Source organism: Rhizobium sp. FKL33, from assembly GCF_005222915.1.
Lineage (GTDB): Bacteria > Pseudomonadota > Alphaproteobacteria > Rhizobiales > Rhizobiaceae > Rhizobium_E.
Genome location: NZ_STFX01000031.1, coordinates 56903 through 71238, shown reverse-complemented (window position 1 = coordinate 71238; position 14336 = coordinate 56903). Strand labels below are relative to the sequence as shown.

The window sequence follows — 14336 nt, the reverse complement described above, 5'->3', positions numbered from 1 at the left end:
ATTGCGCCGTCACTCCGCATGCGACTAGTGCTCTGCCAGACTCGCCGCCCTTTGACAAGTCAAATCAGAATGGCTTCACGATTACCAACAAAACGATGGCGATCATCAGAAGCGCGGGCGCTTCGTTGAGAAAGCGCCATGCTCTTTCGGTGGCGGGGCGCTCGTCACGGCCGAATGCGCGCATCGCGCGGCCGAAATAGACATGCGCCGCCGTCATCAGCACGACAGCGGCGATCTTGGCATGCAGCCAGCCGCCGATGAAGCCGAATCCATCCCAGGCGAGGTAGAGGCCGAGGCCCCAGGAAATCATCATCGCCGGGTTCATGATCACCCGGAACAACCGGCGTTCCATGACCTTCAGCGTCTCGGACGTCCCCGATCCCACCGCCGACTGATGATGGTAGATGAACAGGCGCGGCAGATAGAGCAATCCCGCCATCCAGGAGATCACCGCGATCACATGCATCGCCTTGATCCAGAGATAGGCGTTGTCGGGCGCGAAATAGAAAACCGCCCCGATCAGCGCGACGAAAACTGCAATCGCAGCGGCTGCGCGTTTCCACGCCTTGGCGCCCGGCTCTGCTTTCGCCTCGCTCATCGCTCTCTCCTCAGCCGCCGCGAATGATTTCGAGCAGGCGCGTGACATTTTCCGGATCGGCTTGCGGCGTGATGCCGTGGCCAAGATTGAAGATCAGCGGACCATGGCCGAGCTTGTCGAGGATCCGCCGCGCCCGGTTTTCCAGCGCCTCGCCCCCCGCCACCATCAGCAGCGGATCGAGATTGCCCTGAACCGCGCCGTCCTTCTGCAGCTCCACTGCGAAATCCAGCGGCAGGGCCCAGTCGAGACCGATCGCATCGGCGTCGACGCCTTGGCGATACGTCCGAAGATTGGCGCCGGCCCCCTTGGCGAAGGCGATCACCTTGGTCTCAGGTCGCGCCGCCCTGACGACATCGACGATGCGGCGCACCGGACCGACAGCATAACGCTGGAACTCGTCGTCACCGAGCACACCCGCCCAGGAATCGAAGATCTGCACCGCATCGGCGCCGGCGTCGATCTGCCGGATCAGATAGTCAGCGGAGGCTTCCGCGATGACGGAGAGCAGACGGTCGAACGCCTTGGGATGCTGGTAGGCGAAGAGCCGGGCAGGGGCCTGATCCGGCGTGCCATGCCCCGCAATCATGTAGGTGGCGATGGTCCAGGGCGCTCCGCAAAAGCCGAGCAGGGTAGTCGTGTCTGGCAGCTCCGTTCTCAACCGGCTTACCGTTTCGAAAACCGGAGCGAGATGCCGGGCAAGATCGGGAGCTTCCAGACGCTCGATCTCCTCAAGTGAAATCGGGTCGAGCTGCGGCCCTTCTCCTTCGACAAAACGAACATTGCGTCTCATGGCGTCGGGAATGACGAGAATATCGGAAAACAGGATCGCCGCATCGAAACCGTAGCGCCTTATCGGCTGCATCGTCACTTCGACTGCGAGATCGGGCGAATAACAGAGATCGAGAAAGCCCTTCGCCTGCCGTCGGGTCTCACGATATTCGGGCAGGTAGCGGCCGGCTTGCCGCATCAGCCATACCGGAGGCGGGCTCACCGTCTTCCCGGAGAGAACCTCCATCACCTTTCGCGCCGTCTTTTCCACATCCCGCCTCATAAAATAACAGATAGATCTAGATTGCTATTTCTTAAGAGTCGGTGGGATTCAAGGATTATCAGGGCTCAACAGGTTTTTCGCTCCGCGACGCAAGCGCACAGGAGTCCGGTGGGGAGATTTCATCGCTCTGTGGATAAATTTCGGGAGGTCCACTTCCTCCCTGGATTCCAGCGCGTTGGGGACAGAAAGGTTCAGACCTCGCTTGTGGATGACCGTGGAACAGATTTTGACGTATCCGCAAGCATGAGTCTTTTCCACACCCCCGGATTTCCGCTCTCCGCTCAGGCTTTCTCTGTGGACAAATCGGGGGTTTTCCCAGAGAGCTTTTCCCGCCCGGACCAAAACGGCACTTTGTCCACACTGCTCAACAGGCGGCGTCAAAAGCGTGGAAAACAAGAAAAAATTCTTTCACCTGCATCTGATCTCCGATTCGACCGGCGAAACGCTCATCGCGGCGGGCCGAGCGGCGGCGGCGCAGTTCGGCGATTGCCTGGCGGTCGAACATGTCTATCCGCTGGTGCGCAGCCGCAAGCAGGTGAGCGACGTGCTCTCGGCGATCGATGAAGAGCCGGGCATTGTTCTTCACACCATCATCGATCGCGAGATTGCCGCGGTCATCGATGAAGCCTGTCGGGAAATGGGCGTGCCCTGCGTCTCGGTGATCGAGCCGGTCCTAGAAATCTTCCAATCCTATCTCGGCGCTCCCAATCGCCGTCGGGTCGGGGCGCAGCATCAGCTCAACGCCGGCTATTTCGCCCGCATCGAAGCGCTCAATTTCACCATGGATCATGACGACGGCCAGTTGCCGCATAACATCGACGAGGCCGACGTCATTCTTCTCGGCGTCAGCCGCACGTCGAAAACGCCGACCGCGATCTATCTCGCCAATCGCGGCATCAAGACCGCCAATATTCCTCTGGTCGTCGGAGCCAAGCTGCCTGAGAAACTGCTTGCCGCCAAGCGGCCGCTGATCGTCTGCCTGGTCGCCAGCGTCGACCATATCAGCCAGGTGCGGGAGAACCGCATTCTCGGCGCGACGTCCGGCTATCAGGACAGCTATACGGACCGGGCCACCATTTCCGAAGAGATCAAATACGCCCGCCAACTTTGCGCCAAGAACGGCTGGCCGCTGATCGACGTCACCCGCAAATCGATCGAAGAGACGGCCGCCGCCATTGTTGCTCTTCGCCCGAAGCTTCGCTAGTCCTCAGCCGATATGAGGGAGATGTTGGCATGGCCAGATTGATATTGGCGTCGAAGAGCGCATCGCGGCGATCACTGATGACCGGGGCAGGGCTCTACTACGAGGCCGTCACGGCTGATATAGATGAGCGGGCTGTCGAGGAACCGCTTCTGGCCCGCGGCGCGCATCCCGATGCTGTGGCGCGGGGTCTTGCGGAAGCCAAGGCGCTGCATGTGTCGTTGAAACATCCGGATGCATATGTCATCGGTTCCGATCAGACGCTGTCGCTCGGTGAACGCATCTTCCACAAGCCGTGCGATATGGCCGAAGCTGCCGACCACATCCGGGCCTTTTCCGGCAAGACGCATCATCTGAATTGCGGCGTCGCCGTGGCCAATGACGGAAAGGTGGTCTGGTCGGATGTCTCGATCGCCCGGATGACCATGCGGCCGATCTCAGAGGCGTTTTTGTCACGTTACCTCGATCTCTCAGGAGAGGGGATCCTGCAGAGCGTCGGAGCCTACCAGTTCGAAGGGCCGGGCGTGCAGCTGTTCGAGCGCATTGACGGAGACTACTTCACCATTCTCGGCCTGCCGATGTTGACGCTGTTGCCTGGTCTCAGAAGTTTGGGAGCCATCGATGGCTGATTCACGTGAAACATCGTTAAGGAAGGCTTTTGTCTGCGGCTTTCCGATTAAGCATTCGCGCTCGCCGATGATCCATACCCATTGGCTGAAGACGCTCGGTCTGCAAGGCTCCTATCAGTCGGTTGAAGTCGCGCCAGACAATTTCGCCGACTTCGTTGCTGCTCTCAAGTCCGGTGAATCCGGCTACCGAGGCGGAAATGTCACCATTCCGCATAAGGAGAGCGCCTTCGCCCTCGCCGACGATCCTGATGAACTGGCCCGCGAACTGGGGGCCGCCAACACGCTCTATCGCGACGACGGCCGGCTGAAGGCGACCAACACGGACGGCTATGGCTTCCTCGCCAATCTCGATCAGCGGGCGCAAGGTTGGGATGGACAGCGTCAACGCGCCGTGGTGCTCGGCGCCGGCGGCGCGAGCCGGGCGATCCTTCAGGCGCTGCGTGATCGGGGCTTTGCCGAGATCCATGTCCTCAACCGCACACTTCTGCGCGCGCAGGAACTCGCCGACCGTTTCGGGGAAAAGATCCACGCCGCGCCCATCGAGGCGCTGACCGAACGTCTCTCCGGCGCCGATCTCTTCGTCAACACCACGTCGCTCGGCATGGATGGGGCCGAAGCGATCGACATCGATTTCGCCCCGATGGCGGAAGGCGCGCTCGTCACCGATATCGTCTATGCGCCGCTGATCACGCCGATCCTCGCCATGGCCCGGGATCAGGGTCGTTCGATCTGCGACGGCCTTGGCATGCTTCTTCACCAGGCCGTGCCCGGATTTGAGAAATGGTTCGGCCAACGGCCTCAAGTGACTGATGAGTTGCGCGATCTGGTGATTTCCGATCTGGAGCGGCATTGATGTTGCGCCTGGGCCTGACGGGATCGATCGGTATGGGCAAGTCGACGACCGCGGAGCTCTTCCGCGCCGAAGGCGTGCCCGTCATCGACGCCGACAGCATTGTTCACGATCTCTATCGCGGCGAGGCGGTTGCGCCATTGGGCGACGCCTTTCCAGGTGTTGTCGTCGATGGCCAGGTGGACCGGCAGAAATTGTCTGCGGCGCTGGCGGAGGCGCCGGATCGCTTTCGCGTGCTTGAGGCCATCGTCCATCCCTTGGTGTGGAAGAGGGAGAAGGCGCTGATCGACGCCTATCGCGAATCCGGCGAAAGACTTGTCGTGCTCGATATTCCCCTGCTGTTCGAAAACAAGGCGGAACAGAGGGCCGACAAAGTGGTGGTCGTGACCTGCGCGCCCGAGATCCAGCGGGAGCGGGTTCTGGAGCGACCTGGAATGACCGAAGAGAAATTCGCACTCATTCTGTCCCGGCAAATGCCCGATGCGGAGAAACGCAAGCGGGCCGATTTCATCATCGACACCGGCCGCGGCCTGGAGCATGCTCGCGTCGAGGTCCGGCGCATCCTCGACACGCTCGAAAATGGAGATCAATGACCATGCGGGAAATCATTTTCGATACGGAAACCACCGGCCTCGACTCGCGTGAGGACCGCATCATCGAAATTGGCGGCGTCGAACTCCGGGATCATTTTCCCACCGGCCGCACTATCCATCTCTACATCAATCCAGATGGCCGCAAGGTGCATCCCGATGCGCTGGCGGTGCATGGCATCACCGATGACTTTCTGGCCGATAAGCCGATCTTCGCCAAGGTCGCCGAGGAGATCCTCGAATTTTTCGACGGCGCCCAGTGGATTGCCCACAACGCCAATTTCGACATGGGCTTCATCAATGCCGAACTGGCCCGGCTCGGCCTTCCCTCTATTCCCGGCGAACGCGTCGTTGATACGCTGCAGATCGCCCGCCGCAAACATCCGATGGGCCCCAACACGCTGGATGCGCTCTGCCGGCGTTACGGCGTCGACAATTCCCATCGTCTAAAGCATGGCGCATTGCTCGACTCTGAACTGCTGGCCGAAGTCTACATCGAGCTGATCGGCGGCCGCCAGACCGCGCTGGGTCTCGCCGGTCCCGAGCGGACGCGCTCTATCGAAGTCGAGGATCAATCCGATGTCGTGACGCTCAAGCGGCCGATGCCGCTCGCGCCGCGCCTGTCGGCAGCGGAAGCAGAGGCGCATAAGGCGCTGGTCAAGAAGATGGGCGACAAGGCGATCTGGACGAAATACGGTCTCGGCGCCGCGCCCACGGGCCAATAAAAAACGCCCGGCCAAAAACCGGGCGTTCGATATCAAGAGAAATCGGAAGATCAGTTGTTGGCGGCCACGCGCGCCTTGGCCTGTTCTTCGGCCATGCGCTGCTGGAACATCACCGCGAAATCGATCGGGTCGATCATCAGCGGCGGGAAGCCGCCGTTGCGGGTGGCGTCGGCGATGATCTGGCGGGCGAAGGGGAACAGCAGGCGCGGGCATTCGATGAACAACACCGGCAGCATATGCTCCTGGGCAAAGCCCGCAACGCGGAACAGACCGCCGTAAGCGAGCTCGGCATGGAACACCACCTTATCGCCTTCCTTGGCGGAGGCGTCGAGCGTCAGCACCACGTCGAAATCGGTTTCCGACAGCGGATTGGCGTTGACGTTCACGGAGATGTTGATCGAGGGGGCCTTGTCGCGGGCCTGCAGCGAACGCGGCGCGCCCGGATTTTCGAAGGAGAAATCCTTCACATACTGCGCCAGGATGTTGATCGAGGGCTGCGCTTCGGCGCCATTCGCGTTTTCGTTCGACATAATCTTTTCCTCATCGCCATGGCGAAACCTCTGGCCTCGCCGTACAGATTCCAGTGTCCGGGGTTCACGGCGACGGGCCGGCGGCGAAGTTCGACTTCTCTGACCGAAGCATAGGGCGCTGAGCCCCGGGGCCTGCCATCTAGCATTTAGCCCGTAGCCTTACAACCCTCGGCCTTAATCCGGCCGGTCCAACCGCGGCGCGTCGGGATCGATGTCACGCCGAAAATCCTCTGGCGAGAGATCGACGAAATCGCCTTTCGAGCGCGCGCCGCTTCGTTTCGGACCGGACGAGTGGCTGGAGGTGTAATAGGTTCGCATCCGGATATTGTTTGCCCAGCGACGCCAGATCAGTCGTCGGACCGGCGGCAGAAGCAGCAGAAGCGCCACGATATCGGTCAGAAATCCTGGAATAATCAACAGCACGGCGGCGATCGCGATAAGGAAATTATCGGCCAATCCCTCGCCTGACAGGCTTTCGCGCCTGAGATTGCGGTTCAGCTTTTTTAGGGCCCCGAGCCCCTGCCGCCGCAAGATCATCACGCCCGCAAACCCAGCGAACAACACAAGAAGCAGGGTGGGGCCGACGCCGATCCGTTGTCCGACGAGGATGAAAGTCGCGATCTCAAGGATCGGTGTGGCGAGAAACGCCAAGAGCGGCAAAGAGGTGCGCATTGTAATTCCCTTGTTTCCTCCGTTTGAATGATATTCATAGGACGACTATATGGGAAGCGAAGCAGGCAATTTAAGAACCGAGGGCAAAGCCAGCCATGGGCACAGACAGTATCATCACCCTGTTTTTCCTGATCGTCGCGGCGCTGATATTTCTCAATCTCCGCAGCGTTCTCGGAAAACGCACCGGGCATGAGAAGCCGCCCTACGACCCTTTCGCGCCGCGTGAATCCGCCCGCGAGGCCGAGCGGCCGCAGCCGCCTGCAGAAGATGGCAAGGTCATCACGCTGCCCCGCCGCGGCGCCGCCGAGCCGGAAAACCGCTTCCAGGTCATCGATGATTTCGCACCGCCCGGCACGCCCCTGAATGACGCTCTTCGCCGCATCGTCGAAGCCGATCCGTCTTTCGATCCGCGGCAATTTGTCGAGGGCGCCCGCGCCGCTTATGAGATGATCGTCACGGCTTATGCCGAAGGCGATCGCAAGACGCTGAAAAGCCTGCTGTCGAACGAAGTCTATGAAGGCTTCAACGCTGCGATCACCGAGCGCGAGAAGGCCGGCGAAAAGGTCAAGTTCACCTTCGTCGGCATCGACAAGGCCGACATGGTCGCCGCCGGCCTCGAAGGTCCCGAAGTCACGGTGACGATGAAGATCGTCAGCCAGCTGATCTCGGCGACCTATGACAAAGCGGGGACCCTTGTCGACGGCAATGCCGAGGATGTCTCCGAGGTCAAGGATCGCTGGACCTTCCTGCGCGACACCCGTTCGCGCGATCCCAACTGGAAGCTCGTCTCCACCCAGTCCGAAGGCTGACCGCAATGAGCTTCGGCCTGATCCCGGCGGCGTATTCCGATCTGCCCGGCTGGGCCGAAGACGATCCCTCGGATCTGTTCGAGCCGATGCGGCGGTGTCTCGCCTATAGTCGCGAGGTCAAGCCCTATCGCATCGGCTCGCTCGGTCTCCGGCCCGAACACCTTGCCGAAGTGTTCGAAGCCGCCGCAGGAGTGACGCCCCGGACGCCGGCCGAAGCGCGCCGGTTTTTCGAAACGCATTTGCGGCCCTTTCGCATTCAGCGCAACGATGGCGCCGCTGGCTTCGTCACCGCTTATTACGAGCCGGTGGTCGACGTATCGGACCATCCCGACGATCTCTTTCGGCATCCCTTTTATCGCCGACCCGAGGATCTCATCGATCTCGATGACGACAACCGTCCGGAAGATCTCGATGCCTCCTATGCCTTCGCCCGCCGAGAGCCAGACGGCTCGATGGCGCCCTTTTTCGATCGCGGCGAAATCGATCGCGGCGCGCTTCAGGGCAGGGGGCTCGAAATCGCCTGGGCGCGCTCTCGCGTCGACGTCTTCTTCGCCCATGTCCAGGGCGCGGCGCGGCTGCGCTATCCGGATGGCGCGATCCGCCGCATCACCTATGCCGCCAAGGCCGGCCATCCGTTCAGCGGCATCGGCCGCCGCCTCATCGATCTCGGAGAGATCGCCGAGGCGGATATCTCCATGCAATCGATCCGCGCCTGGCTCGCCGCGCATGAGGATCGGCAGGATGAAATTCTCTGGAGCAATCGGTCCTATATTTTCTTCCGCGACGCCGAGGTCAGTGATCCCGCTCTCGGACCCATCGCAGCCGCCAAGGTTGCGCTTCAGCCCATGCGGTCTATCGCGGTGGACAGGTTGATCCACACCTTCTCGTCGCTCTTCTATCTCTCCTCAGACAGTCTCGCGCATCTCACCGGCGGCAATCCGTTTCGCCGGCTGATGATCGCGCTCGACACCGGCACGGCCATTGTTGGCCCCGCTCGCGCCGATATCTTCACCGGTTCGGGAGACGAGGCGGGCGCGCTTGCCGGCAATGTCCGCAACGAAGCCGATTTCTTCATTCTTCTTCCTCGTCGCGCTGTGCTGGAGCTCGGCTATGGCGACTGAGAAGAAGCTCTCGACCGAAGACCGCATTCTCTGGGGCAAGGTGGCCCGCAGCACCCGTGCGCTGCCCGGCCGTATGAACGAGATCGAGGCTTTCGACGCGCTGATGCGTGAGCAGGAATCCGGCGAAGCACATTCGGCGCCCTCGCTTGCCGCCGCCCCGCTTCCTTCCGAGACGCCGACCACGCCGCGTCCACAGGCCCAGAGGCATCATCCGTTGGAGCGGCCGGTCAAGCGCAAGCTCGCCAAGGGCCGGCTCGAATTGGAAGCCCGCATCGACCTGCATGGCCTCTTCCAGTCCGAGGCGCACGCCATCCTGCACTCCTTTCTTGTCCGCGCCCATGAGCGCGGTCTCAGGCATGTGCTGGTGATCACCGGCAAGGGCGGTTCGATGGGCAGCGACGGCGCATTGAAACGGGCGGTGCCGATGTGGTTTTCCAAGCCGGATTTCCGGTCGCTGATTTCCTCCTATGAGCCGGCGGCCGCCAATCACGGCGGAGACGGTGCGCTCTATGTGCGCCTGTCGCGGAGCCGGGGAGAGCGGCCATGACGCCGTTCGGCGAGGCCGTGCGTCGGCTGCGCCGCGAACGAGGCGTCAGCCAGAAACAGATGGCGGCGGCGCTGGGCGTCACGCCGGCCTATCTTTCGGCGCTGGAGAATGGCCATCGCGGCCGGCCGAGCTTTGATTTTCTCCAGCGGGTGGCGGGTTACTTCAACATCATCTGGGATGAAGCCGACGATCTCTTCCGCATCGCTTCGCAATCCCATCCCCGCATCGTGGTCGACACCACCGGCCTGCCCGCCGCCTACACCGCCTTCGCCAACCGCCTGGCCGCCGAAATCCGCAGTCTTTCTCCCGAGGCGATGGCCGAACTGACGGAAACAATCGACAGACACGTTTTTCTCCGGGAAAAAGCCCGTTGACGACCCGTTTTAGGCCCTAATTCCATGGCCAAGCTTTGGCCTTTCGGCGAAAAATCCTATAGTCGGTCACCTTCTGAAAAGTGATTCGCAAGGCCGATTTTTCGCCTTCGACGATTTTGCAAGACAGCCAAGAGAAAGCCATCCATGACCGGATCCACCGAAGACGACGCACCGGCTCCCGCCGGCGAATACGGCGCCGATAGCATCAAGGTTCTCAAGGGCCTCGACGCGGTGAGAAAGCGGCCGGGCATGTATATCGGCGACACTGACGATGGCTCCGGTCTGCACCACATGGTCTATGAAGTGGTGGACAACGCCATCGACGAAGCGCTGGCCGGTCACGCCAATCTGGTGACTGTGACGCTGAACGCCGATGGCTCCTGCACCGTCACCGACAATGGTCGCGGCATCCCCACCGGCATCCATCAGGAAGAGGGTGTGTCCGCCGCCGAAGTGATCATGACCCAGCTGCATGCTGGCGGCAAGTTCGACCAGAATTCCTACAAGGTGTCGGGCGGTCTGCACGGCGTCGGCGTCTCGGTCGTCAATGCGCTGTCGATCTGGCTCAAACTCAAGATCCGCCGCGAGGGCAAGATCCACGAGATGAGCTTCAGCCATGGCGTCGCCGATGCGCCGCTGAAGGTGATCGGCGACTCGCCCAACGAGACCGGCACCGAGGTGACCTTCCTGCCGAGCCCGGAGACCTTCACCAAGACGGTCTTCGACTACCAGACGCTCGAACATCGCCTGCGCGAACTCGCCTTCCTCAATTCCGGCGTCCGCATCGTGCTCACCGACAAGCGGCATTCCGATATAAAGCAGGAAGAACTGCTCTATTCCGGCGGCCTCGAAGCCTTCGTCGCTTATCTCGATCGCGCCAAGAAGCCGCTCGTCGACAAGCCGATTTCGATCAGCAGCGAGAAGGACGGCATCACCGTCGAAGTCGCGATGTGGTGGAACGACAGCTATCACGAAAACATGCTGTGCTTCACCAACAACATTCCCCAGCGCGATGGCGGCACCCATCTCGCCGGCTTCCGCGGCGCGCTGACCCGTCAGATCACCGGCTATGCCGAAAGCTCCGGCATCCTCAAGAAGGAAAAGGTCTCGCTGACAGGCGACGATTGCCGCGAAGGCCTGACCGCGGTTCTCTCGGTGAAAGTGCCGGATCCTAAATTCTCGTCGCAGACCAAGGACAAGCTCGTTTCCTCCGAAGTCCGCCCGGTCGTCGAAAATCTCGTCAACGAGGCGCTCAACCAGTGGCTCGAGGAACATCCATCGGAATCCAAGACCCTGGTCGGCAAGGTGGTCGAAGCCGCAGCCGCCCGCGAAGCCGCCCGCAAGGCGCGTGAACTGACCCGCCGCAAGGGCGCGCTCGACATCGCCTCGCTGCCCGGCAAGCTGGCCGACTGCTCGGAGCGTGATCCGTCCAAATCCGAACTCTTCCTGGTCGAGGGTGATTCGGCAGGCGGCTCGGCCAAGCAAGGCCGCTCGCGTGAAAATCAGGCGATCCTGCCGCTGCGCGGCAAGATCCTCAATGTCGAACGCGCGCGCTTCGACAAGATGCTGTCGAGCCAGGAAATCGGCACGCTGATCACCGCGCTCGGCACCGGCATCGGCAAGGATGAGTTCAACGCCGACAAGCTGCGCTATCACAAGATCATCATCATGACGGACGCCGATGTCGACGGCGCCCATATCCGCACCCTGTTGCTCACCTTCTTCTTCCGTCAGATGCCGGAACTGATCGAGCGCGGTCATCTCTTCATCGCCCAGCCGCCGCTTTACAAAGTCAGCCGCGGCAAGTCCTCCACCTATCTGAAGGATGAAAAGGCGCTGGATGAATATCTCATCGACGCCGGCCTCGAAGACGTGTCGCTGCGCCTCGGCGGCGGCGAAGTGCGCGCCGGCGCCGATCTGCGCGACGTGATTCACGATGCGCTGCGCGTCCGCACCCTGATCGACGGGCTGCACTCCCGTTACAACCGGTCGCTGGTCGAACAGGCGGCGATCGCCGGCGGACTGAACGCCGAACTGATGAGCGATCGCGCCCGCGCCGAAGCGGTCGCCGCCGAAATCGCCCGCCGCATGGATGTCATCGCTGAGGAGACCGAACGCGGCTGGACGGGCGAAATGTCCGACGCCGGCTCACTGCGTTTCGAACGCATGGTCCGCGGAGTCAAGGAATCGCTGGTCATCGACATGGCGCTGATCGGCTCGCAGGACGCCCGCATGATCGACCAGATGTCGTCGCGTCTCGGCGAAATCTACGGCGTGCCGCCGGCGCTGGTTCGCCGCGAAGGCGAGACCGAAATCGCCGGCCCGCGCATGCTGCTCGAATCGGTCTTCACCTTCGGCCGCAAGGGGCTGTCGATGCAGCGCTATAAGGGCCTCGGGGAAATGAACGCCGAGCAGCTGTGGGAAACCACGCTCGATCCGAATGTCCGCTCGCTGCTGCAGGTCAAGGTGCAGGACGCGACAGACGCCGACGGTCTGTTCTCTCGCCTGATGGGCGACGAGGTGGAGCCGCGCCGCGACTTCATCCAGGAAAACGCCCTCAGCGTCGCAAATCTCGACATCTGATCCTTCCACGGATCAGGCGAGGCGGCAAAGAGCGCCCCTGACGACTGAAATCAAACCGCCCGCCACTGGAATGTTGCGGGCGGTTTTTCTTTCAGCGGCTGTCAAGTTCGAACGGCGCACACGCTTGGTCGTCGGACAATCCCTGGCGCCCACGGGCGCAATCCACGGATCCACTACCTCGACGTCGTGGAAATCGGTGACAGGATCCGATTGACAATTTTTGAAAATTTGCCCTCCTTGTCGTGTCTCGACCTCAACCGGAAAGAGACAGTCATGCACACATCCTTCTATGCGTCCCAGAGCCTTTACTCGGATCCCGGGCCCTATCGTGAAACCCTGATGCGAGCCGGCGAACAGCCAAAGACGATCGCCCGGTGGATCAATTCCTGGATGCAGCATCCTCGTGGACCCGAATCGAGGCAGCGGGGGTTCCAACCCGAACAGGTAGCCGATCTGGAGCTTCGCTCCGTGGCGGAGCTTTTGTCTGAGGCCGCCAAAAGACATCTGCTTGACGGTGAAACGCCGCAGCGGAAAGTCGGCGGTCTATGCCGCGATTTCGCTCTTCTAGCCGTGAGCAGATTTCGCCTCGGCGGCGTGCCGGCTCGCTTGTGCGTCGGGTTCGCCGACTATCTTGCGCCTGGCTACTGGGAGGATCACTGGCTTTGCGAATGGCGCGACGGCGGGCGGTGGAAGCGGCTCGACGTCGAATTCGCCGGTCTTGAGGAAATTCCTTTCGATGCCCAGGACGTGCCTGGCGAGCGGTTCATGACTGCGGACGAGGCATGGCGCCGATTGAAGGACGAGCCGGGGATTGCCTCGCAGTTGGGGGTCTCGAGTCTTGGTCTTGCCGGCGACTGGTTCGTCGCGGGCAGCTTGTATCGGCAGATGGCGGCGCTACGCAAATTGGAGCTGAAACCATGGGACTATTGGGGTCTGTCTGCGGATCTTTCCAGACATTCTCGCTCGTGGCCGCAAGAGGGGCATAAGACCTTCGACCAACTGGCCGCACGGCTCGCATATGCGCATGTCGCCGGTGTCGGGGAACCGCGATCCGTTACTGACTGGTCTTTGCCGAAGAAGGTCGTAAGCTTTCCGAGAGGAGAACCCGTCGAGGTGTTGATCGGCGCCTGACATAATCGATGGAACCGTGCGCCGCCGGAAAGATGAATTGGCTGTCGAGCCGGTCTGCGCGCCGGTTCAAGTCAAAGTCGGTGTTTCCCCTTCCGGCGCTCTCCGGCAAAGCAGAAAACGCCGGGTTATCCCCGGCGTTTTCTCGTGATTCACGTGAAACATTCAGGCTTTCTTAAGCCTTGAATTCGCCCTTGAAGGCAAATTCGGAGATGGGCAAGCGATCGCTCTTCACTTCGCGTTCCTGCAGTTTCTCCGGCAGCGCCTCCTTGGGGCCGAGCTTGCCGATGGCGATGGCGCTTTCCACCTTGTAGCCTTCGGGAATGGAGAAGACCTCCTTGGCCTTCTCGCCCTCGACGCCGCCCATGGAATGGGCGTGATAGCCGAGCGCCTCGGCCTGCAGCGCGATGGCGAGTGCGGCGGCGCCGGCGTCATAGGAATGCCAGCGCAGCGGGCTGACGGCGCCGTCGGCGCTGACGGTCTGCGTCTTGGAGACGACCAGCAGCAGCGCGCCGGCCTTCGGCGCCCAGACCTGGTTGAAGCCCATCAGCACCGAGACGAGCTTGTCGAATTCCGGCGTGCCGTTGACGCCATAGACGAAGCGCCAGGGCTGGGTGTTGCTGGCCGAGGGCGTCCAGCGGGCGGCTTCGAGAATGGTCAGCAGCGCCGCTTCCGGCAGAGCTTCGCCGGTGAAGGAGCGGGGGGACCAGCGATCGACGAAGATCGAAGAGGCCGGATGATCGGCGTGGCGGCTGTCGGACATATCTATTCCTTATCGAAATTTCTGCCGCGCCCAAACCAGAGCGCGGCGAAGCGTTGACACTCGCAGCGGGCCTTGTGTCGTGCGGCTCGCGCGTCGGGTTCAAATCCCTGGGAGGATGACGCGCAGCCGCATGCGACAGTCCCTGCGCCTTACCGAAAGCCCGAG

16 protein-coding genes are annotated in these 14336 nt (G+C 61.6%); 11 read left to right on the top strand and 5 right to left on the bottom strand.

From position 1 onward, the window contains the following. Window positions 1-64 precede the first annotated feature (64 nt). Both hemJ and hemE read right to left on the bottom strand, forming a co-directional pair. The gene (gene hemJ, locus E8Q41_RS18435) at window positions 65-598 is read right to left on the bottom strand and encodes a protoporphyrinogen oxidase HemJ (RefSeq protein ID WP_137157023.1); all 534 of its coding nucleotides are present in this window, start codon (window positions 596-598) and stop codon (window positions 65-67) included. A 10-nt stretch (window positions 599-608) separates the two neighbouring features. Continuing rightward, on the bottom strand, window positions 609-1637 hold the full coding sequence (gene hemE / locus E8Q41_RS18430) for a uroporphyrinogen decarboxylase (RefSeq protein WP_137157022.1): 1029 nt from the start codon (window positions 1635-1637) through the stop codon (window positions 609-611). A 397-nt stretch (window positions 1638-2034) separates the two neighbouring features. Between hemE and E8Q41_RS18425 the strand changes: the two genes are divergently transcribed. The 5 genes from E8Q41_RS18425 to dnaQ are packed head-to-tail and all read left to right on the top strand — an operon-like array spanning window position 2035 to window position 5644. Next, the gene (locus E8Q41_RS18425; protein ID WP_137157021.1) at window positions 2035-2853 is read left to right on the top strand and encodes a pyruvate, water dikinase regulatory protein; all 819 of its coding nucleotides are present in this window, start codon (window positions 2035-2037) and stop codon (window positions 2851-2853) included. A gap of 29 nt (window positions 2854-2882) precedes the next feature. Continuing rightward, on the top strand, window positions 2883-3479 hold the full coding sequence (locus tag E8Q41_RS18420) for a Maf-like protein (protein WP_137157020.1): 597 nt from the start codon (window positions 2883-2885) through the stop codon (window positions 3477-3479). Then, window positions 3472-4332, top strand: coding sequence for a shikimate dehydrogenase (locus E8Q41_RS18415; RefSeq protein WP_137157019.1), 861 nt, complete (start codon window positions 3472-3474; stop codon window positions 4330-4332). Before E8Q41_RS18420 ends, E8Q41_RS18415 begins: the two co-directional genes overlap by 8 nt. Further along, window positions 4332-4922, top strand: coding sequence for a dephospho-CoA kinase (gene coaE, locus E8Q41_RS18410; protein WP_137157018.1), 591 nt, complete (start codon window positions 4332-4334; stop codon window positions 4920-4922). Before E8Q41_RS18415 ends, coaE begins: the two co-directional genes overlap by 1 nt. Before the next feature lie 2 nt (window positions 4923-4924). Beyond that, the gene (gene dnaQ, locus E8Q41_RS18405; RefSeq protein ID WP_137157017.1) at window positions 4925-5644 is read left to right on the top strand and encodes a DNA polymerase III subunit epsilon; all 720 of its coding nucleotides are present in this window, start codon (window positions 4925-4927) and stop codon (window positions 5642-5644) included. A 50-nt stretch (window positions 5645-5694) separates the two neighbouring features. Here the strand turns inward: dnaQ and secB are convergent, their stop codons facing one another. Continuing rightward, the gene (gene secB, locus E8Q41_RS18400; protein WP_137157016.1) at window positions 5695-6174 is read right to left on the bottom strand and encodes a protein-export chaperone SecB; all 480 of its coding nucleotides are present in this window, start codon (window positions 6172-6174) and stop codon (window positions 5695-5697) included. A 174-nt stretch (window positions 6175-6348) separates the two neighbouring features. Next, entirely contained in the window at window positions 6349-6846 is a 498-nt protein-coding gene (locus E8Q41_RS18395; protein ID WP_137157015.1) for an FxsA family protein, read from the bottom strand. 95 nt (window positions 6847-6941) lie between these two features. Between E8Q41_RS18395 and E8Q41_RS18390 the strand changes: the two genes are divergently transcribed. The 6 genes from E8Q41_RS18390 to E8Q41_RS18365 all read left to right on the top strand — a co-directional run bounded on the left by E8Q41_RS18390 (window position 6942) and on the right by E8Q41_RS18365 (window position 13411). Further along, entirely contained in the window at window positions 6942-7655 is a 714-nt protein-coding gene (locus E8Q41_RS18390; RefSeq protein ID WP_137157014.1) for a Tim44/TimA family putative adaptor protein, read from the top strand. 5 nt (window positions 7656-7660) lie between these two features. Further along, the gene (locus E8Q41_RS18385) at window positions 7661-8776 is read left to right on the top strand and encodes a murein transglycosylase A (RefSeq protein WP_137157013.1); all 1116 of its coding nucleotides are present in this window, start codon (window positions 7661-7663) and stop codon (window positions 8774-8776) included. Further along, window positions 8766-9323, top strand: coding sequence for a Smr/MutS family protein (locus E8Q41_RS18380; RefSeq protein ID WP_137157012.1), 558 nt, complete (start codon window positions 8766-8768; stop codon window positions 9321-9323). Before E8Q41_RS18385 ends, E8Q41_RS18380 begins: the two co-directional genes overlap by 11 nt. Continuing rightward, window positions 9320-9697 carry a helix-turn-helix domain-containing protein gene (locus E8Q41_RS18375; RefSeq protein WP_137157011.1) on the top strand — a complete coding sequence of 126 codons (378 nt, stop codon included), beginning with the start codon at window positions 9320-9322 and terminating at the stop codon, window positions 9695-9697. The genes E8Q41_RS18380 and E8Q41_RS18375 overlap by 4 nt, the downstream gene beginning before the upstream one ends. Before the next feature lie 144 nt (window positions 9698-9841). Continuing rightward, window positions 9842-12280, top strand: a complete 2439-nt coding sequence (gene gyrB, locus E8Q41_RS18370; protein ID WP_137157010.1) for a DNA topoisomerase (ATP-hydrolyzing) subunit B — start codon at window positions 9842-9844, stop codon at window positions 12278-12280. 273 nt (window positions 12281-12553) lie between these two features. Beyond that, window positions 12554-13411 carry a transglutaminase domain-containing protein gene (locus E8Q41_RS18365; protein ID WP_137157009.1) on the top strand — a complete coding sequence of 286 codons (858 nt, stop codon included), beginning with the start codon at window positions 12554-12556 and terminating at the stop codon, window positions 13409-13411. A 172-nt stretch (window positions 13412-13583) separates the two neighbouring features. Here E8Q41_RS18365 and E8Q41_RS18360 read toward each other — a convergent pair whose 3' ends face one another. Next, window positions 13584-14171, bottom strand: a complete 588-nt coding sequence (locus tag E8Q41_RS18360; RefSeq protein ID WP_137157008.1) for a nitroreductase family protein — start codon at window positions 14169-14171, stop codon at window positions 13584-13586. Window positions 14172-14336: the final 165 nt, after the last annotated feature.